This window comes from Streptomyces sp. NPDC090032 (genome assembly GCF_044748025.1).
Taxonomy (GTDB): Bacteria; Actinomycetota; Actinomycetes; order Streptomycetales; family Streptomycetaceae; genus Streptomyces.
Genome location: NZ_JBIVFF010000004.1, coordinates 493,716 through 516,318 on the forward strand (window position 1 = coordinate 493,716; position 22,603 = coordinate 516,318).

A 22,603-nucleotide genomic window follows, 5' to 3' on the forward strand; every position below is an offset into this window, starting at 1 on the left:
CCTTGTGACTCGACTGGCTGCACTTGTGGTGCGGACAGGACCGATCCTGCCATGTGCCCCTGACGGCGGACAGCGGGAATGGCACGCCCGTGCGGGACGTTGCCGAGAGGAGTCAACGACACGGATTACACGAGGAGAACCATGTCCGAGAAGACCCCCGTCGACTTCTGGTTCGACCCCCTGTGCCCCTGGGCCTGGATGACCTCACGGTGGGTCCTCGAAGTGGAGAAGGTCCGCGACATCGAGGTCAGGTGGCACCTGATGAGCCTCGCCGTCCTGAACGAGGACAAGCTCGACGACCTGCCCGAGGAGTACCGCGAGCTCCTGGAGACGAAGGCCTGGGGCCCGGTCCGCGTCGTCATCGCCGCGCAGCAGGAGCACGGCGCGGAGGTCCTCGGCGACCTCTACACCGCGCTCGGCACGCGCATCCACAACGGCGGCGAGGGCCCCACGAAGGAGGCCGTCGCCGCGGCCCTGGACGAGGTCGGCCTGCCCGCCTCCCTCCTCGACCACTGGGACGGCACGAAGTACGAGCCGGAGCTGCGCGCCTCCCACAAGGAGGGCATCGACAAGGTCGGCCAGGACGTCGGCACGCCCGTCATCGCCGTACCCGGCGCGGACGGCGAGCAGATCGCGTTCTTCGGCCCCGTCGTCACCCCCGCCCCCAAGGGCGAGGAGGCCGCGAGGCTCTGGGACGGCACGCTCCTGGTCGCGTCGGTCCCCGGCTTCTACGAGATCAAGCGCACGCGGACGCAGGGGCCGGTCTTCGACTAGGACCTCGACCAGGACCTGGGTGCTTGGGCTCAGGCGAACGTCTCGGGGAGGGTGCGGCCGTCCCAGTACCGGAAGTGATGCTGCACCCTGCGGCAGGTGCCGTTCGCGCAGCGCCGGTAGTTGTTCGCCTCGCCCTTCTTGGCCCAGGTGGTGACGTACTTGAGTTCCTCGGGCTCGAGCCGGCGGAAGAGCTGAAGCTCGTCGTGGCAGTTCTGGCAGCGTTTTGAGGGGTCCGTCATGGGCCCACGGTGCCCCGGGAAGCACGTGAACCGAAAGACCCCCGCGAGTCATGTCCTCGCGGGGGTCTTTCCTCTGTCCGCCCGCCGTCGCGAAGGTTGAGAAGACGATCACGAGGCGGGACGCTTCACCGGTTCAGGTGCTCAGGTGCTCAGGTGCTCAGGGGGCGACCAGCAGGTTGAACGCCCGGTCCTTCGCGGCCGCGTACCGCTTGGCGACGTCCTGCCAGTTGACGACGCGCCACATGGCCTCGATGAAGTCGACCTTCTGGTTCTTGTACTGGAGGTAGAAGGCGTGCTCCCAGGCGTCGAAGACCAGGATCGGGACCGAGCCCTGGCCGACGTTGCCCTGGTGGTCGTAGATCTGCTCGACGACCAGGCGCCCGCTCACCGGCTCGTACGCGAGGACGCCCCAGCCGGAGCCCTGCGTCGTCGCGGCGGCCTTGGTCAGCTGGGCCTTGAACCCGGCGAAGGAGCCGAAGGAGGCGGTGATGGCGTCCGCGAGGTCGCCCACGCCGTCCGCGGCCAGCGGCTCGCCGCCGCCGTCGCCGGTCATGTTGTGCCAGTAGATGCTGTGCAGGATGTGGCCCGAGAGATGGAACGCGAGGTTCTTCTCCAGGCCGTTGATGGCGCCCCACGACTCCTTGTCGCGGGCCTCCTCCAGCTGCTCCAGGGTGTCGTTCGCCCCCTTCACGTACGCCGCGTGGTGCTTGTCGTGGTGGAGCTCGATGATCTGCGGATTGATGACCGGTTCGAGCGCCGCGTAGTCGTACGGAAGTTCAGGAAGCGTGTAAATGGCCATGTCCGAGCCCTCCGACTGCGTACCGCTGAGCTTATTGCAAGTTATGTGCAAGTGCAGGCTAGCAGCAGTAGTTGGTGGTGCAATGCGAAGGACCCCCGGGCCGAACGGCCCGGGGGTCCTTCGTGAGCGGGGAGGAGTTACGCGGTGGCCGCCGCCCGCGACTGTGCCGTCTTCTGGCGTACGTAGCCGACGATCGCGAGCACGATCGTCAGGCCGCCCGTGTAGTACAGCTGCACGCGCGTGTCGTGCTCACGGGCCATCAGGACGAAGACGACGACCATCGCGACGAGCGCCAGGACCGTGAGGTACGGGTACGCCCACATCTTCACGACGAGCTTCTCCGGGGCCTCGCGCTCCAGCTTGCGGCGCAGCACCAGCTGCGAGAAGGCGATGAAGAACCAGACGACGAGGATGATCGCGCCGATGGTGTTGAGCAGCCAGGCGAAGACGTCGTCGGGGCGCCAGTAGCTGAGCAGGACGCAGACGAAGCCGAAGACGGCGGAGATCAGGACCGCGACGCGCGGCACACCGCCGGTGACCTTGCCGATCACCTTCGGACCCATGCCGCGGGCGACCAGCGAACTGGCCATGCGGGAGGCGCCGTAGATGTTGGCGTTCATGGCGGACAGCAGGGCGATGAGGACGACCACGTTCATGATCTGGCCGGCGCCGGGGATGCCCAGGTGGTCGAGCGTGGCGACGTACGGGCCCTTGGTCGGGATCTCCTTCGCCGTCCACGGCAGCAGGACCACGACGACGGCCATCGAGCCGACGTAGAAGAGCCCGATGCGCCACATCGCCGTACGCACCGCCTTCGCGACCCCCTGCACCGGGTGCTCGGACTCGGCCGCGGCGATGGTGACGGTCTCCAGACCGCCGTACGCGAAGACCGACGCGAGCAGGCCGACGATCAGTCCCTCCGTGCCGTTGGGCATGAAGCCGCCATGGCCTGTGAGGTTGTCCATGCCGGGCGCGGAGACGTCAGGCAGGACGCCGAGGATCGCCAGTACGCCGATGACGAGGAAGAGCACGATCGCGCCGACCTTGAGCGTCGCGAACCAGAACTCGAACTCGCCGAAGTTCTTCACTGCCGCGAGGTTCGTGCCGGTGAACAGCAGCATGAACAGCGCGACCAGCGCCCACTCGGGCACGCCCGGCAGCCACCCGTGCACGATGCCCGCCGCGCCGATCCCCTCGAGACCCACCGCCACGCACAGCAGGAACCAGAACGACCAGCCCGACGTGAACCCGGCCCACGGGCCGATGCCCCGCTCCGCGTGCACGGAGAACGAGCCGGAGGCGGGATACGCGGCGGCCATCTCGCCGAGCATGCGCATCACGAGCATCACGAGCGCGCCCGAGATCGCGTAGGCGAGGATGATCGACGGGCCGGCGGTCGCGATGGCGGTTCCGGAGCCCACGAAGAGGCCGGCGCCGATCACTCCGCCGAGCGCGATCATGGAGAGATGGCGCTGCTTGAGACCGCGCGACAGCGACGGCTCGGCCGGCGACTGATCGATCGGCTGCGCGTCGACCGGCGACTGCGCGGACGTCCGGGTCATGGATGTGCCCTGTTCATTAGCTGAGACGGGGGAAAGGCCCACAGTCTGAGCAGCGACACCGCCCACAGGGAACACGTGACCGGTATACGGACACGACGCTCACACATCGTGAAGGTTCAGGAACGCCGCGCGCGCAGTTCCCGCACACCCGCGACGGCCACGACGAGGGCGGTCGCGCCGGTCGACCACAGCAGCTGCGGCCGGGCCGTGTCGTCGGTGAGCATCAGGGCGATGACCGCCGCCATCGCGGCGAGCGTCACCCATGTCAGCCACGGGAACCCCCACATCCGCAGCACGAGCCGCTCGGGCGCCTCCCGTTCGACGAGCCGCCGCAGCCGCAGCTGCGACGCCGCGATCAGCGCCCACACGAACAGCAGCACCGCGCCGACCGAGTTGAGCATGTAGAGGAACACCGAGTCCGGCCACTTCAGATTGAGCAGCACCGACACGAAGCCGAACACGACCGAGGCGAGCACGGCCCGGCGCGGCACGCCCCCGCCGCCGACCTTCAGCAGCGCGCGGGGCGCCTCACCGCGCTCGGCCAGCGAGAAGACCATGCGCGAGGAGCCGTAGAGGTTCGCGTTCAGCGCCGAGAGCAGCGCCACGAACACCACGATGTTCATGATCTGGCCGGCGGACGGCACCCCGATCGCGTCGAGGACGGTGACGTACGGGCTGATGCCCGCCTTCTGCGCCGTCCACGGCAGCACCGTCACGATGACCAGCATCGAGCCGACGTAGAAGAACAGGATGCGGAAGACCGCGCTGCGCACCGCCCGCGAGACCGCGCGCACCGGGTCGTCGGACTCGGCGGCGGCGATCGTGACGACCTCCAGGCCGCCGAACGCGAACACGACGGCGAGCACACCGGAGATGACGCCGTGCCAGCCGTGCGGCAGGAAGCCGCCGTCCTGCCCGGTGAGGTTCGTGAAGCCGACCGGGTCGGTGTCCGGGAGCAGCCCGAAGACCGCGAGCGTGCCGAGGATCAGGAAGGCGACGATCGCGAACACCTTCAGGGCGGCGAACCAGAACTCGAACTCGCCGAAGTTCTTCACGGCCGCCAGGTTCGCCCCGGTGAAGACCAGCATGAACACCAGCACCCAGGCCCACTGCGGCACGCCCGGCGCCCAGCCGTTCGCGATCTGCGCCGCGCCCGTCGCCTCCACGGCGAGGACGACGACGAGCAGGAACCAGTAGAGCCAGCCGACGCTGAACCCGGCCCAGCGGCCGAGCGCCCGTTCCGCGTGCACGGAGAACGAACCCGACGCCGGCATCGCCGCCGACATCTCACCCAGCATGCGCATCACGCACATCGCGAGCGCGCCCGCGATCAGATACGAGACGACGATGCCGGGCCCCGCGACCGCGATCCCGGCGCCCGAGCCGACGAAGAGCCCCGCCCCGATCACGCCGCCGAGGCCCAGCATCGTCAGATGCCGCTGCTTGAGTCCGCCTCCGAGCGGTTCCGGTTCGGACGGGAGCTGGTCGTGCATCGGCGGTTCAGACTGCTTTCGGGGCTCGCGCGGGTTTGGCAGGAACCTACAGTCTCCCCGGCGGCCGCCCCCGGGCGCAAAACAGCCCGTTTCGGCGCTGGCCTCAGTGACGAGCATCACGCCAAGTCGCGCATGAGTGACACCCTTTGTGAGGAGCCCACCAACACCCGCCGTCCCCCTTTGTCGAGCAGTGACCGTGATCGGGGATCGGCCCCTGGGATAGCGTCACGGTGTCCCAACCTGCCCTCACCCCCGCGGAGTCCCGATGAGTACGGCTGCCGTCTCCACCCGCCCCGGCAAGGTCCTGGCCGACCTGCTCCCCGCTTCGCGCACCCGCGACATCGCGCTCGTGCTCGGCGGCGCCGCCCTCACCGGCATCGCGGCCCAGATCGCCGTGCCCGTGCCCGGCTCGCCGGTCCCGGTCACCGGGCAGACCTTCGCCGCGCTCCTCGTCGGCACCGCGCTCGGCGCCCGCCGCGGCTTCCTCTCCCTCGCCGTGTACGCGCTCGTCGGCATGGCCGGCATGCCGTGGTTCGCGCAGGGCACCTCCGGCGCGGGCAGTGCCTCCTTCGGCTACGTCGTCGGCATGCTGCTCGCCTCCACCGTCGTGGGCGCGCTCGCGCGGCGCGGCGGCGACCGCTCGGTCCTGCGCACCGCGGGCACGATGGTCCTCGGCTCCGCGATCATCTACGCGGTCGGCGTGCCCTACCTCGCCGCCGCCACCGGCATGACCTTCACGCAGGCGGTCGCCGCGGGCCTCACTCCGTTCCTCATCGGCGACGCGGTGAAGGCGGCCCTGGCGATGGGCGTGCTGCCCACGGCCTGGAAGTTCGCCGACAAGTAGTTCGCGCGACGGGCGCTCGGCGCCCGCAGTAGTTCCTCCGGAAGAGGTTCGCCGGGCCGCATGCGGCCTTCACATCGGCGAGCCTCTTCCGCGTTTGTACGTCGTACAGCCCCTCCGCAACCGGTCCGCGTGACCGGACCCAGCCCGCATGACCGCACCCAGCCCGCGTACGCGACAGCGGCCCGACATCATCCGCGGAGGTTGCCGCGAAGGCGATGTCGGGCCGCTGGGCGAGACCGTCCAGGGACGGTCAGGCGGGGATCAGGCGGAGACCTGCTTCCGCTTCTGCGCCCGGTCGCGCACCAGCGAGATACCGACCACCAGGGCCGCCACGAGCAGCGACAGGACGACCTGCTCGCGGCCCGCGTCGTCGGTGAGCATGTAGACGAGCACGAACGAGATGCCGGCGATCGTGGCCCACGTCAGATACGGGAAGAGCCACATCTTCACGACGAGCTTCTCCGGCTCCTCGCGCAGGATGATGCCGCGCATCTTCAGCTGCGTGAAGCAGATGACGAGCCAGACGAAGAGGGCGACGGCGCCGGAGGAGTTCAGCAGGAAGTTGAAGACGGTGTCCGGCCACTGGTAGTTGAACCAGACGGCGAGGAAGCCGAAGACGACGGAGCCGAGAATCGCGGCCTGCGGCACACCACGCTTGGTGGTGCGGGCGAACGCCTTGGGGGCGTCGCCGCGCTGGCCGAGCGAGAAGGCCATGCGGGAGGCGGTGTAGAGCCCGGAGTTCAGACAGGACAGCACGGCCGTCAGCACGATGACGTTCATGACCTCACCGGCGTGCGGGATGCCGATCGAGTTCAGGGCGGCGACGTACGAGCCGTCCTCGACGATCGACTTGTCGTTCCAGGGCAGCAGCGTCAGAACGACGAATATCGAGCCCAGGTAGAAGATGCCGATGCGCCAGATGACGCTGTTCGTGGCCTTGGTGACGGCCTTCTGCGGGTCCTCCGACTCACCGGCCGCCAGCGTGACGATCTCGCTGCCCATGAAGGAGAAGACGACCATGAGGACGCCGGTGAGGATCGACCCGGCGCCGTTGGGCATGAACCCGCCGGAATCCGTGAGATGCGCGAACCCGTCACCCGGGTTGTCCGAGCCCGGCAGCACCCCGAACACGGCGAGCACGCCGATGGCGACGAACGCGCCGATCGCGACGACCTTGATGCCCGCGAACCAGAACTCGAACTCGCCGTAGGAGCCGACCGAGACCAGGTTCGCCGCGGTGAGCACGATCATCACGATCAGGGCCCAGCCCCACTGCGGGACACCGGGCACCCAGCCGTTGAGGATCTTGGCACCGGCCGTGGCCTCGACGGCGAGGACCACGACCCAGAAGAACCAGTAGAGCCAGCCGATGGAGAAGCCCGCCCAGCGGCCGAGCGCGCGGTCGGCGTAGGCGGAGAAGGAGCCGGAGGTCGGCCGGGCCGCGGCCATCTCGCCGAGCATCCGCATCACGAGGACGACCATCAGGCCGACGAGCGCGTACGAGATGAGGATGGCGGGGCCGGCGGCGGCGATGCCGGAACCGGAGCCGACGAAGAGTCCGGCGCCGATGACACCGCCGATGGCGATCATCGAAAGGTGCCGGTTCTTGAGGCCGGCCTTGAGCCCGTCGGAACCGTTGGTGCCGGTCTGACCGTTCTCGGGCTGTGAATCTCCAGGATTGTGGGGCGCCTGGTCGGCCTTCGCAAGGGAGGGTTGCGAGGTCATGGACGAATCCTTAAGTCTCGGGTCACGAGCCCACGCATTCAAACCCAGGGACGTACCGGACGGAAGACCTGACTCCGTATCGTGATTTTCGACTCCGAGACGTTTGCTCGTAAACGAACGGTGACAACGACCCGACCGCGCCGTGCCGGGGTGGGACGTGCCACACTCGGACCCATGCGCGTGTACCTCGGCTCGGATCATGCCGGCTACGAACTCAAGAACCACCTCGTCGAATGGCTCAAGGCCCACGGCCACGAGCCCGTCGACTGCGGGCCCCACATCTATGACGCCCAGGACGACTACCCTCCGTTCTGCCTCCGTGCCGCGGAGCGCACGGCGGCGGACCCGGACGCCCTCGGCATCGTGATCGGCGGCTCCGGCAACGGTGAGCAGATCGCCGCGAACAAGGTGAAGGGCGTCCGTGCGGCCCTCGCCTGGAGCGAGCAGACCGCCGCCCTCGGCCGTGAGCACAACGACGCGAACGTGGTCTCCATCGGCGGCCGCATGCACACGCAGGAAGAGGCGACGAAGTTCGTCGAGATCTTCCTCTCCACCCCGTACTCGGGCGAGGAGCGCCACACGCGCCGCATCGAGATGCTGTCGCGCTACGAGGAAACGGGCGAACTCCCCGCAATCCCCGCCCACCACCCGCAGGGCTGACCTACTCGTCCGGGCAGGCCATTCACCCCCTCGACCCAGCCCCTTGGGTCCCCCGGACGGAGTCCGGGGGAGTTTGAGGAGCGGGGTCCGGGGCGGAGCCCCGGTCTTTCGGGAAGGGGCGGGCCGGGGGAGAAGACCTCCCAACGCCCCGCCCCCACCCATCCGAGGAGAAAAGACGCGTGCCCGAGGGCCACACCATCCACCGCCTGGCCCAGGACCACGCAAACCGCTTCACCGGCCACCCGGTAACGGTAAGAAGCCCCCAGGGCAAGTTCTCCGACAGCGCCGCCCTCCTGGACGGCCAGGTCCTGGACACCACGGAGGCCCACGGCAAACACCTCTTCCTCGGCTTCGCGGAAACCGGCTGGATCCACATCCACCTGGGCCTCTTCGGCAAATACGCCATCGGAGAGACCCCCGCCCCGCCGCCCACGGACACCGTCCGGCTCCGGCTGCTGAGCGACACGTACTACTCCGACCTGCGCGGCCCCACGACCTGCGCCCTGATCACGGACGCCGAGAAGCAGGCGATACACGACCGCCTCGGCCCCGACCCGCTCAGGAACGGCGACGACCCGGACCGCGCCTGGCGCCGTATCTCCCGCAGCCGCACCACCGTCGCCGCGCTCCTCATGGACCAGAAGGTCATCGGGGGCGTCGGCAACGTCTACCGCGCCGAGGTCCTCTTCCGGCACGGCATCGATCCGTACACCCCGGGCAAGGACCTCACGCCCGACGAGTGGACGGCGATCTGGACGGACCTGGTGGCCCTGATGCGCGAGGGCGTCCGGCACAACCGCATCGACACCGTCCGCCCGGAGCACACCCCCGAGGCGATGGGACGCCCGCCGCGCGTGGACGACCACGGCGGCGAGGTGTACGTCTACCGGCGGGCCACGATGCCGTGCCATCTGTGCGGCACGGAGATCCGCACGGCGTCCCTCGCGGCCCGCAACCTCTTCTGGTGCCCGAGGTGCCAGCCGCCCCGCTGACCGGGGCCCGCCACACCCCGCCCGCTCAGAATCCGTGCGGCAGCCAGGGCGCCACGACGGACCCGAACGCGAGCGCCGCCTCGGCGACCGCGCCAGGACGCAGCTCCCGCACCCGGCCGGCCGCCGCCAGCGCCGCCAGCGACGTGTCGCCTAGATAGACGGCCGCCAACTCCCTTACGGACAGGGCGAGATCGGCGGCTTCCTCACTGTCTCCCGTGCGCTTGCAGGACGCCCCCTTCGCGTCCCCGGTCAGCCGCCACCGCCCCGCGTTCCACGGACAGAACTCGTCCGTCACGTCCAGCACGACGTCGACCGGCGCCTGGTACGTCCGGGCCTCCAGTGCGGCACCGACGTCCACGAGCCGTACGTGCATCGAGTCCCGCAGCCGCACCTGGCACCGCCGGATGTCGCTGACCAGGGAGAACAGCGGATCGTCCACCGGCCGGTTGCGTGCCTGGACGGTCGACGTCAGGTCGATGTCCAGGAGGAAGCGCCACAGTGCCGCGTACGCCGCCGGGTCGAGCGCGTCGATGTGCCGCAGCGTGATCCCGCCCTTGGGTCCGGCCGCGTCCCACTCGGGCTTGTTGTGGAACCGGACGTAGCCGACCGTCTCCCCGTCCCGCTCGGCCAGCACGCACTGCATCGGCGACGCGCCCTCACGCTCCGACGGCGGGTCGAGCAGCGGCAGCCGCTCCCAGCCGGGCCTGCGGGCGAGCATGCCGGGCCGGGTGCCGATCGTCCGCACGTACACGGCCTCGCACCGGGCGGCGGCCTCGGCGACGTCGACGAAACGCAGCCGTACGTCGTCCGTGCCCGCCGGTGCGTTGATCCGCACCCGCGTCGAGTCGATCTCCACGCTTGCCTGCCGCGTCGCGATCCCGTACCCGAAGCGGCCGTAGATCGCGGGCTCGGACGCGGTGAGCACGGCGAGTGGCTCGCCCCATGACCGCACGTCGTCGAGCTGGCGGCGCATCATCGACGTCAGGACCCCGCGCCGCCGGTCCGTCGCCGCGACGGACACCATCGTGACGCCCGCCGCCGGCACCTGGGCCCCGCCCGGCACTGTCACCCCGAACGTGAAGGCCCCCGCCGTCCCCACGCACCGGTCGCCGTCCCACACGCCGATGGACCGGTCGAACTCGGTGAGGTCGTTGTAGAGCGCGCGCTCCTCGGGCGCTTCGGGGACGCCGCCGAAGGCCAGCTCCAGCTTCCCGTACCACTCGTTCCACTCGTCCTGGCGCAGCACCCGTACGTCCATCGTCATGAGCCATCCCTACCAGGGCGCCGCGGGCGAAGCGAGAGAATTTCCCCGCCGCGGAAGGCGCCCGGGGCTGCCTGGAAGAGGGACAAGTGGGACCTCCCGTGCGAAGCCCCTGGCCCGATGGATAAGGTCCACGAGCAATGGCAGGACGACGCGCGCAAGCCGAGACGTTTCCGGCCCGGATGAAGATGAGACTGCACCGGGCCCGCATCGGCCTGCGCAAATCGGGTGTCGACTACTTTCGCGGCGACGGTTCCGACTGGGTCGCGCTGGTGGGCCTGCTCCTCACGGTCCCGGTCATCGCCTGCGTCACCCTCCTCAACCCGGTCTGGTGTTCCCCGACGGCGCTCGTCCTGCCGATCGTGGCGGGCGGCCTGCTGCTGCGCCCGGCCAGCCTCCTCGGCCTGTACGCGGCCGCCGCGGCGGCGCTCATCGTGGAGTCGGTCAGACTCGGCCCGTACGCGGAGGGCGCCGCCCGGGTCACGCCCGGCACCGTCCTGGTCGTGGCCGCCTGCGGTTTCTTCGGCCTGCTCATCGCCCAGTTCCGCAGCCGGGTCGGCGTGCCCTGGCGGCGCGGCGGCACGATGCTGTTCGACCTGCGCGAACGCATCCGCGTACAGAGCAAGCTGCCGCAGCTGCCCCAGGGGTGGCACCGCGAGATGGCGCTGCGCCCGGCCGGCGGCCAGTCCTTCTCCGGCGACTTCGTCGTCGCGGCCCGCACGAACGGCGGCCGCACGCTGGAGGCGGTCCTCACCGACGTCTCGGGCAAGGGCATGGACGCGGGGTCGAGGGCGCTGCTGCTGTCCGGAGCCTTCGGCGGACTCCTGGGCTCCCTGCCGCCGCACGCCTTCCTGCCCGCAGCCAACGGCTACCTGCTCCGCCAGGACTGGGACGAGGGCTTCGCGACCTCCATCCACCTCGTCCTCGACCTGGAGTCGGGCGACTACGAACTCTTCTCCGCGGGGCACCCGCCGGGCCTCCAGCTCAGCGCGGGCAGCGGCCGCTGGGAGGAGAAGGCCGCCGAGGGCCCGCTCCTCGGCGTCTACGACGGCGCCCAGTTCGACTCCACCAAGGGCTCCCTGCGCCCCGGCGACGTCCTGATGCTCTTCACGGACGGCCTGGTCGAGACGTCCGACCGCGACATCACCGAGGGCATCGACCGCCTCACCGGCGAGGCGGACCGCTATGTCTCCGGCGGGTTCCACGGCGCGGCCTGGCACCTCATCGAAGCGGTGGCCAAGGACGTGAACGACGACCGGGCGCTCCTGCTGATCTGCCGGGACGCGTAAGCAGTGCGGACCGTGCTGAGCGAGCGTCTCTCGGTCAGCTACGGCCAGTTGTACGTCACCAGTGACCCCGGCCCGGATTCCGGCGGCGGCCCGCACGAGGCCATGGCGGGCCAGACACAGGGCCTCGTCGGAGCCGCACTGCCGGGGTTCCTGTACCTGTCCACCGGCCTGCACACGGGCCGCATCCCGTTCACCGTCGAGGTCCACGAGTCGGCACCGGCACTCGACGGGACGTACGACGCGTGGGAGGAGATCGTCGAAGTCTCCTTCACACCCGCCGGCGACGACGTGTCCCTGGACCTGTGGGGAGGCGACGGTTACTTTCCGCTCGGCCTCGACCGGGTCTGCCACCGGGTGCGCTACTGCGGCAGCGGCCTCGACGAGTCCCGGAACGCCGAGGCCGTCGACCTGGACCTGGCGGGATCCCTCGAACGTCATCTGCTCCAGTTCTGGCCGGCACCGCACGCCCCCGACCGCCTCCTGAGGCAGACGTCCCGGAGCGCGGCCCACCAGCACGACGTCGCCCGAAGCCTGCCTCCGCCGCCGACCCCCGAGGAGCGCGCCGCGGCTGAACGGGAGGCCAGGGAGCGCGAGGAGCGCGAGCGGCGGGACCGGGAGATCGCGTACGAGAAGCGGGAATGGGGTGGCCGCCTGCCCACCCCGCGGCTGCGCGCCGTGGGCGGCGACATCGCGGGGATCAGGCGAATCGCGCCCGCGCTCGTGCACGCGGTCGACGCGGTGGACGCGGCGACGCAGCGGAGCGTGGCGCACTGGGCGATGCGCCGTGCCTTCGCGCGGGCGGGCCTCGACCGGGTCGCCTGGCTCGTGGAACTGATGAGGGCGGTGGAGGCCGAGGCTCCGCTCCCGCCTCGACAGGACGTCGTCGAACGGCTGTTGAGGGATCCCGCGATCGAGCACACCACGGTGCGGGTCGCGGCGATGGTGCACGGCCGCGTTCCGCGGCTGCTGCAACAGGCGGTGGCGTCCCCGGCGTTGTACGCCGCGGCCGACCCGGATCCCCTGCGGGCGGCACTGGACTCCCTCTGGGCGGCAGCGGGGACGTACGGCGAGGAGTACGCGCTGCTGTTCGCGCGGGCGCTGGAGGACTTCCCGGTGCTGCGGGAGGCGCAGGCCCACTGTTTCCCGGACGGTGCGCCCGCCTTCCCGGACGGTGCGCCCGCCGCGGTGGCCCCGCCCCGTGCCGAGCCGCCCGAGGAGCCCCCGATCGTCGGACCGGCCGCCGGGTGGCCGCGGTCCGGGGAGTGACCCCGCACCGCGGCTCACCGCTCACACGCCCGCGCCGATCCGTTCCTCCCCCGGAGCCCGATCCGGGGCCCGCCCGCCCGGCAGGATCCGAGCCAGCCACCGCGACTGCCCGGCCGCCAGCGGTCCCAGCACGGCGAGCAGCAGCACATACCCCGCGATGAAGGGGGAGAGGCGGGAGTCGAGCCCCGCGCCCGCCGCCATCGTCGCGAGGATCAGGGCGAACTCGCCCCGGGCGAGCAGCGTCGTCGAGATGTTCGCGGCGGGGCCGGGCCCGAACCCGTACACGCGCGCCGCGCCGAGCCCCGCCAGCACGTTCATCACCAGCGTCACGGCGACGGCCGCGAGGACCGGCCACAGCACCGTCGGCAGGTCGCCCGGGTCGATGGAGAGGCCGAACGCGAAGAAGAAGATCGCGCCGAACGCGTCCCGCAGGGGGTGCACGAGCTTGCGGATGCGCTCGCCCGACGTGGTGGAGCCGAGCATCAGGCCGACCATGAACGCGCCGATCGCGTCCGCGACCCCGAACCACTCGGATACCCCGGCGACGAACACGGCCGCGCCGAGGAACGAGATGACGAGGAGTTCGTCGTCCTTGGTGTTGAAGAGGTGGCCCACGACGCGGGTGCCGAAGCGTGCCGCGAGGGCGAGCAGCAGGAGGAAGCCGAACGCCTTGCCGCCGTCCATGACCGCCGACGCCAGGCTGTCCGCGCCGGACAGGATGGGCTGGAGCGCGGCCAGGTAGAGGGCCAGGAAGATGTCCTCGACGACGATGATCCCGAGGATCGGCCTGGTTTCCGGATTGCCGAGGCGGCCGGTGTCGACCAGCACCTTTGTGACGATCGCCGACGAGGAGATGCCCAGTACCCCGGCGAGGACCAGAGCCTCGGAGGTGCCCCAGCCGAGGGCGAATCCGAAACCGAGGCCCGCGCCGACGTTCAGTGCGAGGTACGTCCCGCCGGCTGCGGCCATCTTGCGGCCGCCGGCCTTGAGGTCGTCCAGATGGAATTCGAGGCCGAGGTAGAAGAGCAGCAGGACCAGGCCGAGCGCGGAGAGCATCTCCAGGTCGTGCGGGTCGGCGACCAGCACGATGCCGGGTGTGTGCGGGCCGAGGAGGATCCCGGCCAGGATGAACAGGGGGATGGTGGGAAGTCCGATGCGTCCGCCGAGGCGGGCGAGGACGGCGGCGGCGAGGAAGGCGCCGCCCATGGCTATCAAGGTGTCTGCGTGTCCGATGGGCCCGCTCCTCTTTCGTTTCTTGGCTTGGTCGGATGACCCGCTCGGGTCAAGAGAAGGTCAAGAACACGTCAATAGTTAGCTTACCAAATCATTTCTGAGGTCGAGGTGGGGAGAACCCCACCCCCGTTTCGCCAGCGGCCTTCATGGCCGGTCAGGGCCCTCGATCCGTACGTTCGGGGCATCGGATCCGGCAGGGTGCGAGAGGGCGGCATGGGCCTGGGCAGGAAGCGGCACGACGTGGCACCGCGTGACGACAGGTGGGTCGTCGAGCTGCGCGGAGTGCGCCGTCAGTACGGTCGCGGCGGCGGCGCCGTGCACGCCCTGCGCGGCATCGACCCCGCCCTGCCCCGCGGCAGCTTCACCGCCGTCATGGGCCCCTCCGGCTCCGGCAAGTCCACGTTCCTCCAGTGCGCGGCCGGCCTCGACGGACCCACGGACGGCACCGTCCACCTCGGCGGCACCCTCATCACCGGTATGGGTGAGAACAGGCTCACCGCCCTGCGCCGCACCCGACTCGGCTTCGTCTTGCAGGCGTTCGACCTGCTGCCCTCGCTCACTGTCGAGCAGAACGTCGTCCTGCCCATGCGCCTCGCGGGACACCGCCCCGACCGGCGCCGAACCGCCGAGGTCCTCGCCCGGGTCGGCCTCGGCGACAAGGGCGGGCGGCGCCCCGGCGAGCTCTCCGGCGGCCAGCAGCTGAGGGTCCCCCCAGGCCCTTGAGGCACTGGGGGAGCGTTGCCATCGCCCGCGCCCTGATCACCCGCCCCGACGTCGTCTTCGCGGACGAGCCGACCGGAGCCCTCGACACGACAACGGCCGCCGACATCCTGGGACTTCTGCGCACTGCCGTCGACCGCATGGGCGCCACCGTCGTCATGGTCACCCACGACCCGGCCGCCGCGGCCTACGCCGACCGCGTCCTGTTCCTCGCCGACGGCCGGATCGTGGACCAGCTGAACGGCGCGCCCGCGCAGACGATCGCCGCCCGCATGACGACCCTGACGGCCCCCGCCCGTACACCCGGACACCGCGGCGCCCCCGCGTGGCCCGTAGGGTCGGCCGCATGCTGACCCTCGCCGAGGTGGAGGCCCTGGCGCGCAGGGCCCACGCCACCCAGACGGACAAGGCCGGACGCCCCTACGCGGAGCACCTGGAGGCGGTCGCCGAAGGTGTACGCGCCCGGGGCGGCGACGACGAGCAGATCGCGGCGGCCTGGCTGCACGACGCGATCGAGGACGACGCGCTCTCGCCCCAGTGGCTGGCCGCGGCGGACCTCACGGACCGCACGAAGGCCGTCGTCCTCGCCCTCACCAAGCGCCCCGGAGAGCCTCAAGAGGCCTACGCGCAACGAATTCTGGCCACTCCGGGCGCACTGCTGGTGAAGGAGTCGGACCTGGCCCACAACGCGGACCCCACCCGCCTGGCGGTCCTGGACACACCGACGAGAGAGCGCCTGACAAGGAAGTACGCGGGGATGAGATCGCTACTGGGCATCGACGAAACCGCGTAGGCGACGCGCCCTGACAAGGGGCGCGGGGTAACTGCGCGACAAGCTCTCACGCAGCCGCACCCGCGCCCGCACCCGACGAACCGCGACGGCGCGCCCTCAGGCGCGGGCCCGCCCACGGTCCCGCGCCACCTCGGCCGCGTCCTTCTTGAACGCCCACCCCATCTTCGGCTCCATCGCGAACCGGAACATCCGCTGGACCGGGGGAGTGCACAGGACCGTGATCAGGGAGGCCGCGACGACCGTCACGAACACCTCGCCCAGCGGCTTGTGCAGCCAGGCGTAGTCGTCGAACCAGCCCCAGAACCGCGAGCCCTTCGCGATGAAGCCGTGCAGCAGGTAGCCGTACAGCGTCCCCGCGCCCAGCACGGTGAACCACATCTTCCGCCGCGGCACCCACGCGAAGAAGCACGCGGTGAGGACGACCGAGCACCCGAAGAGCGCGAACGTCATCACGGCACCGGCCCACCACGGCGCACCCAGCTCCTGCGCGCTGTCGCGGTGGTAGAACCACGCCGACGTCATCCGCGGAGCGGCCCAGTAGGCCAGCACCAGGGCCGCCGCGAAGATCGGCACGGACAGGATCCGCACCTCACGCCGGCGCACCAGCTGGAAGTGCTCGGGCTTCAGGAACAGGCCGACCACGAAGAAGGGGAGGAACTGAAGCACGCGCTGGAGGTCGAGATCGTCGCCGATGTCGGGGGAGACGGAGGCGAGTACGGCGATCGCGACCGCGAGCGGCACCGGCCAGCGGACGATCTTCCACAGCGGGGTGGTCAGCCGCCACACGAACAGGGCGACCAGGAACCAGGTCAGATACCAGGGGTCGAGCAGGCTGAACGGCTGCGTCGGGTCGTCGTCCGCCCAGCGCTTGAAGAAGGTGTACGCGACCTCGAAGATCACGTACGGCACGGCGACCCCGGTGATGAGCCGCCGGAGCCGGTCGGGCCGCATGTCGAAACTGCGGGAGAAGTAGCCGGAGATGACGATGAACGCCGGCATGTGGAACGTGTAGACGGTCATGTAGAGCGCCTCGGCGACGCGGCTGTGATCCGTCAGCGGTTCCCAGGAGTGGCCCATCGCGACGAGCACAATGGCCAGGTACTTGGCGTTGTCGAAGAACGCGTCCCGCTGTTTCGCGGGCTTGGCGGCCGGTGTGGGGGGAGCGGCTGCCGTGTTCGGTGGCTGATGGGCGGGGGCCGTCTGTGCCGCAGGGAGCGGGGCTCGGGTGGGGGCAGCGCGGAACATCTGAGGCACCTTAGCGGCGCCCGCTGTATTTCGTAAAACCCTCACGTCAAATCCTCCTTACCGCGCGTGTACCCCCGATTCGGAGAAGTCGGCATAGCGATGGCGAAGTTTTCGCAGGTCTTCCGGCGGGACTTCGGGAGGCATCCAGATGAGTCCGTTATGACCACTCTCATCCGGATTAAATAGTGCATATCGGCCGCACTCGACCACCCCGGGATGTGGCCCCCGCGACAATTCGAATTCACGGCGAACAACACATGCGTGACCTGCGTGCCCGCCATGTGGACATGCTGTGTGTGCATGGAAACGATCAGGCCGAATTACTGGCCACGGTCGCCCGTGAAATTGCCCGGGGAACACGTGCCGATCATGTGCCCCAAGGCTGCGCGGCCGACGGGCCGCCGCACCGGAGTGGCCGACGATGCGTCACCCGCCGCATACGGGGGCCGTGTTGGTGGCACGATGGTTCTGGCGGGGGTGTGCGGGGTCGTACCCCCCGGGCCGGGAGAGCGGACCGACCTAGGGTGTGATCAGTGTGGCCATTTCGCTGTCAGTCGTACTGCTGTTGGCGATCATTCTCGTGGTGCTGATCCGGGGAGGGTCGATCAAGGCCGGGCCTGCCGTAGTGGCGGTCCTGTTCGGGTTCTTCCTGGCCTCGACCGGAATGGCCGACGACATCCAGAGGTTCCTGAACTCGATAGCGGACACGATCAACTCGATCCAGTTCTGACCGCTCAAGAGACTGTCCGGCTCTGGACGTGAAAAACCCCGGGCCCGGTTCGTGAGAACCGGGCCCGGGGCCACAAGAGCGGGCGACGGGAATCGAACCCGCGTAGCTAGTTTGGAAGACTAGGGCTCTACCATTGAGCTACGCCCGCACAGTTCGCACCGCAGGTCGGTGACCACGGCAACGGGAAGCATCGTAGCGGGTCGGAGCCCCTCGCCGCACACCGCATTCACACCGTTCGTAATGCGGGAGCCGCACCGGCCGCGTGCATGTACCCTACGTGTCGCACCGACGGGGTGTGGCGCAGCTTGGTAGCGCGTCCGCTTTGGGAGCGGAAGGCCGTGGGTTCAAATCCCGCCACCCCGACCAGCGTCGCAACAGCAGCGTCTCGCAGTTAAACGTCTCCTCAAGATCGCGTTGTGGGTCGGCTCCGGCTTGCCGTTACTATGCAAGCTGCGTGCCCGTGTGTCTCTTAACCGGGCAGGAACCCAGAAGTCAGCCCCCAAGGAGACCGAACCGTGAAGAGCGCCGTGGAGACCCTGAACCCGACCCGGGTTCGGCTCAGCATCGAGGTGCCCTTCGAGGAGCTCAAGGACAGCCTCGACGCGGCGTACAAGAAGATCAACCAGCAGGTCACGGTGAAGGGCTTCCGCAAGGGCAAGATCCCGGCCCGAGTCATCGACCAGCGGTTCGGCCGCGGTGCGGTTCTGGAGGAGGCGGTCAACGACGCGCTCCCGAAGTTCTACACCGAAGCGGTCAACGAGGCCGAGCTCAACGTGCTGGGCCAGCCCGAGGTCGACATCACGGAGCTGAAGGACGGCGAGACGCTGAACTTCACCGCCGAGGTCGACATCCGTCCCGAGATCGTGATTCCGGACTACTCCGGCATCGAGGTCGAGGTCGACGCCATCGAGGTCTCCGACGAGGACGTGGACAAGTCGGTGGAGCAGCTCCGTGAGCGCTTCGCCTCCACCTCCCCCGTCGAGCGGGCCGCCGAGGACGGCGACGTCGTCACGATCGACCTCGAGGCCAAGGTCGACGGCGAGGTGCTCGAGGACGGCATCGCGTCCGGCGTCTCGTACACCATCGGCTCCGGCGAGCTCCTCGAAGGCATCGACGAGGCCGTGAAGGGCCTGGAGGCCGGTGGCGAGGCCACCTTCACCTCCGAGCTCAAGGGCGGCTCCGCCGAGGGCAAGGAGGCCGAGGTCTCCGTCAAGGTCACCCAGGTCGCCGCTCGTGAACTGCCGTCCCTGGACGACGAGTTCGCGCAGCTCGCCTCCGAGTTCGACACCCTCGACGAGCTCAAGGCCGACAGCCGCAAGCGCCTCGAGAACATGAAGCAGTACGACCAGGCCACGCAGGCCCAGGAGCGCGTCCTGGAGAAGCTGCTCGAGCTGGTCGAGGTCCCCGTTCCCGAGAAGCTGCTCGCGGACGAGGTCCAGACCCGCAAGCACAACCTCGAGCACCACCAGCTCGGCCAGATGGGCCTCGACCTCGAGAAGTACCTCGAGATCCAGGGCAAGACGGTCGAGGAGTTCGATGCCGAGACCGCCGAGCAGGCCGTCAAGGGCATCAAGACGCAGTTCGTCCTCGACGAGCTCGTCAACAAGGAGAAGCTGAACGTCAACCAGGAGGAGCTCACCGAGCACCTCATGCGGCGCGCGCAGTCCTCCGGCATGTCCCCCGACCAGTTCGCCCAGGCCGTCGTCGAAGGCGGCCAGGTTCCGATGCTCGTCGGCGAGGTCGCCCGCGGCAAGGCCCTCGCGGTCGTCGTCGAGGCCGCCACGGTCAAGGACACGAACGGCGAGATCGTCGACCTCGAGGACGACGAGGACGAGTCGGCTGCCGCCGGCGAGACCGTCGAGGCCGTCGAGGCGGACGCCTCCGCCGACGCCGAGGAGAAGAACGAGGCCTGAGCCTCGGTCTGATCTCATCTGTGCAGCTGGGCCCCGGGACGACATCGTCCCGGGGCCCAGTCGTACCTGTGGGGGCGGGGCGCGACATGCGCTCACAGCGAACAGTTCCCCTTGCGGGATTCACCGAAGGGACCCGCGCGTTAGGGTCCATGAATACGAGGGCAGATGAGTCCCCGTGCCGCCGCCGAACGGCGGTGCGCAGGTGCGGCTCCCCGGCCCTCCGGATAAGACGCGAGACGGCGCGTTGCCGTCAGAGACGAGCAGGTGGATACGTGACGAATCTGATGCCTTCCGCCGCCGGTGAGCCGTCCCTCGGTGGTGGCCTCGGTGACCAGGTCTACAGTCGACTGCTCAACGACCGCATCATCTTCCTGGGCCAGCAGGTCGACGACGAGATCGCCAACAAGATCACTGCCCAGATGCTCCTCCTGGCCGCTGCCGACCAGGACAAGGACATCTACCTCTACATCAACAGCCCCGGCGGTTCTGTGACGGCAGGCATGGCGGTCTACGACACCATGCAGTACATCCAGAACGACGTCGTCACCATCGGCATGGGCATGGCCGCCTCCATGGGCCAGTTCCTGCTGACCGGCGGCACCCCGGGCAAGCGCTTCGCGCTGCCGAACACGGACATCCTGATGCACCAGGGCTCCGCCGGCATCGGCGGTACGGCTTCGGACGTCAAGATCCAGGCCGAGTACCTGCTGCGTACGAAGAAGCGCATGGCGGAGATCACGGCCCGGCACTCCGGGCAGACCGTCGAGACGATCATCCGTGACGGTGACCGCGACCGCTGGTACACCGCCGAAGAGGCCAAGGAGTACGGCCTTATCGACGAGATCATCAGTGCCGCTACGGGTGTTCCGGGCGGCGGCGGCACCGGGGCCTGAATCCCCGGTTACGCGGTCAACCCAGCCCACCTCACCAGGACGGAACACCGACCATGAACAACATCCCCGGCAGCGGTCTGTACACCGGCCCGCAGGTCGACAACCGCTACGTCATCCCGCGCTTCGTCGAGCGCACCTCGCAGGGCGTGCGTGAGTACGACCCGTACGCGAAGCTCTTCGAGGAGCGCGTGATCTTCCTCGGCGTGCAGATCGACGACGCGTCCGCCAACGACGTCATGGCGCAGCTCCTGTGCCTGGAGTCGATGGACCCGGACCGTGACATCTCCATCTACATCAACAGCCCCGGCGGCTCGTTCACGGCCCTCACGGCCATCTACGACACGATGCAGTTCGTGAAGCCGGACATCCAGACGGTCTGCATGGGCCAGGCGTCCTCCGCGGCCGCCGTGCTCCTCGCCGCCGGTACGCCGGGCAAGCGCATGGCGCTGCCGAACGCCCGCGTCCTGATCCACCAGCCCTCCGGTGGCACCGGCCGTGAGCAGCTCTCCGACCTGGAGATCGCCGCCAACGAGATCCTCCGGATGCGTGAGCAGCTCGAGGAGATGCTGGCCAAGCACTCCACGACGCCGATCGAGAAGATCCGCGACGACATCGAGCGCGACAAGATCCTCACGGCCGAGGACGCCCTGGCGTACGGCCTGATCGACCAGATCATCTCCACCCGGAAGATGAACAGCGACGCTATCGCGTGACGTACCGCTGTATCGTCTGCCGTTCCTTGGCACGGTTCACGTCAAAGTGAACCGTGCCAAGGGGGGCCCGAACGGGGGGCCCGGCAAGGTACCGTCGGATACAGGCACCAGGAGTCGCTTACGCGAGCGTCTCCCAGGCGAAGGGGAAGCACCTCGTGGCACGCATCGGTGACGGCGGCGATCTGCTCAAGTGCTCGTTCTGCGGAAAGAGCCAGAAGCAGGTCAAGAAGCTCATCGCAGGCCCCGGTGTGTACATCTGCGACGAGTGCATCGACCTCTGCAACGAGATCATCGAGGAAGAGCTCGCGGAGACGAGCGAGGTTCGCTGGGAAGAACTTCCCAAGCCTCGCGAGATCTACGAGTTCCTCGAGGGCTATGTCGTCGGCCAGGAGGCTGCGAAGAAAGCCCTCTCGGTCGCTGTGTACAACCATTACAAGCGGGTCCAGGCCGGTGAGAACGGCGGAGCCCAGGGACGCGACGACGCGATCGAGCTGTCGAAGTCCAACATCCTGCTCCTGGGCCCCACGGGCTCGGGCAAGACCCTCCTGGCCCAGACCCTGGCCCGTATGCTGAACGTTCCGTTCGCCATCGCCGACGCGACGGCGCTCACGGAGGCCGGCTATGTGGGTGAGGACGTCGAGAACATCCTCCTGAAGCTGATCCAGGCGGCCGACTACGACGTCAAGAAGGCCGAGACCGGGATCATCTACATCGACGAGATCGACAAGGTCGCCCGCAAGAGCGAGAACCCGTCGATCACGCGCGACGTGTCCGGTGAGGGCGTCCAGCAGGCTCTGCTCAAGATCCTCGAAGGGACCACGGCTTCCGTCCCGCCCCAGGGCGGCCGCAAGCACCCCCATCAGGAGTTCATCCAGATCGACACGACGAACGTGCTGTTCATCGTGGGCGGCGCGTTCGCCGGCCTGGAGAAGATCATCGAGTCGCGGGCGGGTGCCAAGGGCATCGGCTTCGGCGCGACGATCCACTCCAAGCGCGAGCTGGAGGAGAAGGACCAGTTTCAGGAGGTCATGCCGGAGGACCTGGTGAAGTTCGGGATGATCCCCGAGTTCATCGGCCGTCTCCCCGTCATCACCTCGGTCCACAACCTGGACCGCGAGGCGCTCCTCCAGATCCTCCTGGAGCCGCGCAACGCCCTGGTGAAGCAGTACCAGCGCCTCTTCGAACTCGACGGCGTGGAGCTGGACTTCGAGCGCGAGGCCCTGGAGGCCATCGCGGACCAGGCCATCCTGCGCCGCACCGGCGCGCGCGGCCTGCGCGCGATCATGGAGGAAGTCCTCCAGTCCGTGATGTACGAGGTCCCCTCCCGCAAGGACGTGGCCCGGGTCGTCATCACGGCAGAGGCCGTCCTCTCGAACGTGAACCCGACGCTGATCCCGCGGGACGCGCGCGGCTCGGGCAGCGGCGAGCAGAAGTCGGCGTAGCGCATACGCCTGTACGC

General features: G+C 69.2%; 20 protein-coding genes, 2 tRNA genes and 1 pseudogene. 14 read left to right on the forward strand and 9 right to left on the reverse strand.

The window, feature by feature from the left end; translation table 11 throughout:
• The first annotated feature begins 141 nt into the window (after nucleotides 1–141).
• On the forward strand, nucleotides 142–774 hold the full coding sequence (locus ACIPWY_RS12135) for a DsbA family protein (protein ID WP_362902477.1): 633 nt from the start codon (nucleotides 142–144) through the stop codon (nucleotides 772–774).
• 29 nt (nucleotides 775–803) lie between these two features.
• Here the strand turns inward: ACIPWY_RS12135 and ACIPWY_RS12140 are convergent, their stop codons facing one another.
• The 4 genes from ACIPWY_RS12140 to ACIPWY_RS12155 form a co-directional block, all read right to left on the reverse strand.
• Nucleotides 804–1,013 (reverse strand): hypothetical protein, encoded by a 210-nt coding sequence (locus ACIPWY_RS12140; RefSeq protein ID WP_362902479.1) that lies wholly within the window; start codon nucleotides 1,011–1,013, stop codon nucleotides 804–806.
• A gap of 157 nt (nucleotides 1,014–1,170) precedes the next feature.
• The gene (locus tag ACIPWY_RS12145; RefSeq protein WP_362902480.1) at nucleotides 1,171–1,812 is read right to left on the reverse strand and encodes a superoxide dismutase; all 642 of its coding nucleotides are present in this window, start codon (nucleotides 1,810–1,812) and stop codon (nucleotides 1,171–1,173) included.
• A 137-nt stretch (nucleotides 1,813–1,949) separates the two neighbouring features.
• Nucleotides 1,950–3,374, reverse strand: a complete 1,425-nt coding sequence (locus tag ACIPWY_RS12150) for an amino acid permease (protein WP_401532990.1) — start codon at nucleotides 3,372–3,374, stop codon at nucleotides 1,950–1,952.
• Nucleotides 3,375–3,490: 116 nt separating this feature from the next.
• Nucleotides 3,491–4,867, reverse strand: coding sequence for an amino acid permease (locus ACIPWY_RS12155; protein ID WP_393701931.1), 1,377 nt, complete (start codon nucleotides 4,865–4,867; stop codon nucleotides 3,491–3,493).
• A 265-nt stretch (nucleotides 4,868–5,132) separates the two neighbouring features.
• Here ACIPWY_RS12155 and ACIPWY_RS12160 point away from each other — a divergent pair, with 265 nt between their 5' ends.
• Nucleotides 5,133–5,711, forward strand: coding sequence for a biotin transporter BioY (locus ACIPWY_RS12160; RefSeq protein ID WP_362902484.1), 579 nt, complete (start codon nucleotides 5,133–5,135; stop codon nucleotides 5,709–5,711).
• 261 nt (nucleotides 5,712–5,972) lie between these two features.
• Here ACIPWY_RS12160 and ACIPWY_RS12165 read toward each other — a convergent pair whose 3' ends face one another.
• Nucleotides 5,973–7,436 carry an amino acid permease gene (locus tag ACIPWY_RS12165; RefSeq protein WP_362902486.1) on the reverse strand — a complete coding sequence of 488 codons (1,464 nt, stop codon included), beginning with the start codon at nucleotides 7,434–7,436 and terminating at the stop codon, nucleotides 5,973–5,975.
• Nucleotides 7,437–7,610: 174 nt separating this feature from the next.
• Between ACIPWY_RS12165 and ACIPWY_RS12170 the strand changes: the two genes are divergently transcribed.
• The gene (locus tag ACIPWY_RS12170; RefSeq protein WP_227294665.1) at nucleotides 7,611–8,096 is read left to right on the forward strand and encodes a ribose-5-phosphate isomerase; all 486 of its coding nucleotides are present in this window, start codon (nucleotides 7,611–7,613) and stop codon (nucleotides 8,094–8,096) included.
• A gap of 179 nt (nucleotides 8,097–8,275) precedes the next feature.
• Nucleotides 8,276–9,088: a DNA-formamidopyrimidine glycosylase family protein gene (locus tag ACIPWY_RS12175; protein WP_362902488.1), complete on the forward strand. Its 813-nt coding sequence runs from the start codon at nucleotides 8,276–8,278 to the stop codon at nucleotides 9,086–9,088.
• A gap of 25 nt (nucleotides 9,089–9,113) precedes the next feature.
• On the opposite strand, the gene ACIPWY_RS12180 is transcribed toward ACIPWY_RS12175, so the two are convergent.
• Nucleotides 9,114–10,352 carry a GNAT family N-acetyltransferase gene (locus tag ACIPWY_RS12180; RefSeq protein WP_362902490.1) on the reverse strand — a complete coding sequence of 413 codons (1,239 nt, stop codon included), beginning with the start codon at nucleotides 10,350–10,352 and terminating at the stop codon, nucleotides 9,114–9,116.
• A gap of 137 nt (nucleotides 10,353–10,489) precedes the next feature.
• Between ACIPWY_RS12180 and ACIPWY_RS12185 the strand changes: the two genes are divergently transcribed.
• Entirely contained in the window at nucleotides 10,490–11,638 is a 1,149-nt protein-coding gene (locus ACIPWY_RS12185) for a PP2C family protein-serine/threonine phosphatase (RefSeq protein ID WP_393701936.1), read from the forward strand.
• Nucleotides 11,639–11,650: 12 nt separating this feature from the next.
• Complete coding sequence (locus ACIPWY_RS12190; RefSeq protein WP_401532995.1) at nucleotides 11,651–12,904, forward strand: hypothetical protein; 1,254 nt, start codon at nucleotides 11,651–11,653, stop codon at nucleotides 12,902–12,904.
• A 21-nt stretch (nucleotides 12,905–12,925) separates the two neighbouring features.
• On the opposite strand, the gene ACIPWY_RS12195 is transcribed toward ACIPWY_RS12190, so the two are convergent.
• Nucleotides 12,926–14,110, reverse strand: a complete 1,185-nt coding sequence (locus ACIPWY_RS12195; protein ID WP_362902496.1) for a cation:proton antiporter — start codon at nucleotides 14,108–14,110, stop codon at nucleotides 12,926–12,928.
• A 240-nt stretch (nucleotides 14,111–14,350) separates the two neighbouring features.
• Between ACIPWY_RS12195 and ACIPWY_RS12200 the strand changes: the two are divergent.
• Both ACIPWY_RS12200 and ACIPWY_RS12205 read left to right on the forward strand, forming a co-directional pair.
• Nucleotides 14,351–15,210 (forward strand): annotated as a pseudogene (locus ACIPWY_RS12200) (ABC transporter ATP-binding protein).
• A complete protein-coding gene (locus ACIPWY_RS12205; RefSeq protein WP_401532997.1) occupies nucleotides 15,204–15,650 on the forward strand; it encodes an HD domain-containing protein in 447 nt (148 codons plus the stop codon). Before ACIPWY_RS12200 ends, ACIPWY_RS12205 begins: the two are co-directional and overlap by 7 nt.
• 96 nt (nucleotides 15,651–15,746) lie before the next feature.
• On the opposite strand, the gene ACIPWY_RS12210 is transcribed toward ACIPWY_RS12205, so the two are convergent.
• A complete protein-coding gene (locus tag ACIPWY_RS12210; RefSeq protein ID WP_401532999.1) occupies nucleotides 15,747–16,895 on the reverse strand; it encodes an acyltransferase family protein in 1,149 nt (382 codons plus the stop codon).
• 535 nt (nucleotides 16,896–17,430) lie between these two features.
• Here ACIPWY_RS12210 and ACIPWY_RS12215 point away from each other — a divergent pair.
• Entirely contained in the window at nucleotides 17,431–17,625 is a 195-nt protein-coding gene (locus tag ACIPWY_RS12215) for a hypothetical protein (RefSeq protein WP_100594330.1), read from the forward strand.
• 77 nt (nucleotides 17,626–17,702) lie between these two features.
• Here ACIPWY_RS12215 and ACIPWY_RS12220 read toward each other — a convergent pair.
• Nucleotides 17,703–17,773, reverse strand: a tRNA-Gly gene (locus ACIPWY_RS12220).
• A 141-nt stretch (nucleotides 17,774–17,914) separates the two neighbouring features.
• Here ACIPWY_RS12220 and ACIPWY_RS12225 point away from each other — a divergent pair.
• The 5 genes from ACIPWY_RS12225 (at nucleotide 17,915) to clpX (ending at nucleotide 22,586) form a co-directional block, all read left to right on the forward strand.
• Nucleotides 17,915–17,991 (forward strand) — tRNA-Pro (locus ACIPWY_RS12225).
• 149 nt (nucleotides 17,992–18,140) lie between these two features.
• The gene (gene tig, locus ACIPWY_RS12230) at nucleotides 18,141–19,538 is read left to right on the forward strand and encodes a trigger factor (RefSeq protein ID WP_362902501.1); all 1,398 of its coding nucleotides are present in this window, start codon (nucleotides 18,141–18,143) and stop codon (nucleotides 19,536–19,538) included.
• 284 nt (nucleotides 19,539–19,822) lie between these two features.
• The gene (locus ACIPWY_RS12235) at nucleotides 19,823–20,431 is read left to right on the forward strand and encodes an ATP-dependent Clp protease proteolytic subunit (protein WP_116513663.1); all 609 of its coding nucleotides are present in this window, start codon (nucleotides 19,823–19,825) and stop codon (nucleotides 20,429–20,431) included.
• A gap of 53 nt (nucleotides 20,432–20,484) precedes the next feature.
• Entirely contained in the window at nucleotides 20,485–21,144 is a 660-nt protein-coding gene (locus ACIPWY_RS12240) for an ATP-dependent Clp protease proteolytic subunit (RefSeq protein ID WP_100594205.1), read from the forward strand.
• Nucleotides 21,145–21,299: 155 nt separating this feature from the next.
• The gene (gene clpX, locus ACIPWY_RS12245) at nucleotides 21,300–22,586 is read left to right on the forward strand and encodes an ATP-dependent Clp protease ATP-binding subunit ClpX (RefSeq protein WP_362902503.1); all 1,287 of its coding nucleotides are present in this window, start codon (nucleotides 21,300–21,302) and stop codon (nucleotides 22,584–22,586) included.
• Nucleotides 22,587–22,603 lie beyond the last annotated feature (17 nt).

Excerpts from the sequence above, each read along its gene's own strand:
- ACIPWY_RS12135 (WP_362902477.1), top strand. The coding sequence starts at position 142 with ATGTCCGAGAAGACCCCCGTCGACTTCTGGTTCGACCCCCTGTGCCCC.
- ACIPWY_RS12140 (WP_362902479.1), bottom strand. The coding sequence starts at position 1,013 with ATGACGGACCCCTCAAAACGCTGCCAGAACTGCCACGACGAGCTTCAG.
- ACIPWY_RS12145 (WP_362902480.1), bottom strand. The coding sequence starts at position 1,812 with ATGGCCATTTACACGCTTCCTGAACTTCCGTACGACTACGCGGCGCTC.
- ACIPWY_RS12150 (WP_401532990.1), bottom strand. The coding sequence starts at position 3,374 with ATGACCCGGACGTCCGCGCAGTCGCCGGTCGACGCGCAGCCGATCGAT.
- ACIPWY_RS12155 (WP_393701931.1), bottom strand. The coding sequence starts at position 4,867 with ATGCACGACCAGCTCCCGTCCGAACCGGAACCGCTCGGAGGCGGACTC.
- ACIPWY_RS12160 (WP_362902484.1), top strand. The coding sequence starts at position 5,133 with ATGAGTACGGCTGCCGTCTCCACCCGCCCCGGCAAGGTCCTGGCCGAC.
- ACIPWY_RS12165 (WP_362902486.1), bottom strand. The coding sequence starts at position 7,436 with ATGACCTCGCAACCCTCCCTTGCGAAGGCCGACCAGGCGCCCCACAAT.
- ACIPWY_RS12170 (WP_227294665.1), top strand. The coding sequence starts at position 7,611 with ATGCGCGTGTACCTCGGCTCGGATCATGCCGGCTACGAACTCAAGAAC.
- ACIPWY_RS12180 (WP_362902490.1), bottom strand. The coding sequence starts at position 10,352 with ATGACGATGGACGTACGGGTGCTGCGCCAGGACGAGTGGAACGAGTGG.
- ACIPWY_RS12185 (WP_393701936.1), top strand. The coding sequence starts at position 10,490 with ATGGCAGGACGACGCGCGCAAGCCGAGACGTTTCCGGCCCGGATGAAG.
- ACIPWY_RS12195 (WP_362902496.1), bottom strand. The coding sequence starts at position 14,110 with ATGGGCGGCGCCTTCCTCGCCGCCGCCGTCCTCGCCCGCCTCGGCGGA.
- ACIPWY_RS12205 (WP_401532997.1), top strand. The coding sequence starts at position 15,204 with ATGCTGACCCTCGCCGAGGTGGAGGCCCTGGCGCGCAGGGCCCACGCC.
- ACIPWY_RS12210 (WP_401532999.1), bottom strand. The coding sequence starts at position 16,895 with ATGTTCCGCGCTGCCCCCACCCGAGCCCCGCTCCCTGCGGCACAGACG.
- ACIPWY_RS12235 (WP_116513663.1), top strand. The coding sequence starts at position 19,823 with ATGCCTTCCGCCGCCGGTGAGCCGTCCCTCGGTGGTGGCCTCGGTGAC.
- ACIPWY_RS12240 (WP_100594205.1), top strand. The coding sequence starts at position 20,485 with ATGAACAACATCCCCGGCAGCGGTCTGTACACCGGCCCGCAGGTCGAC.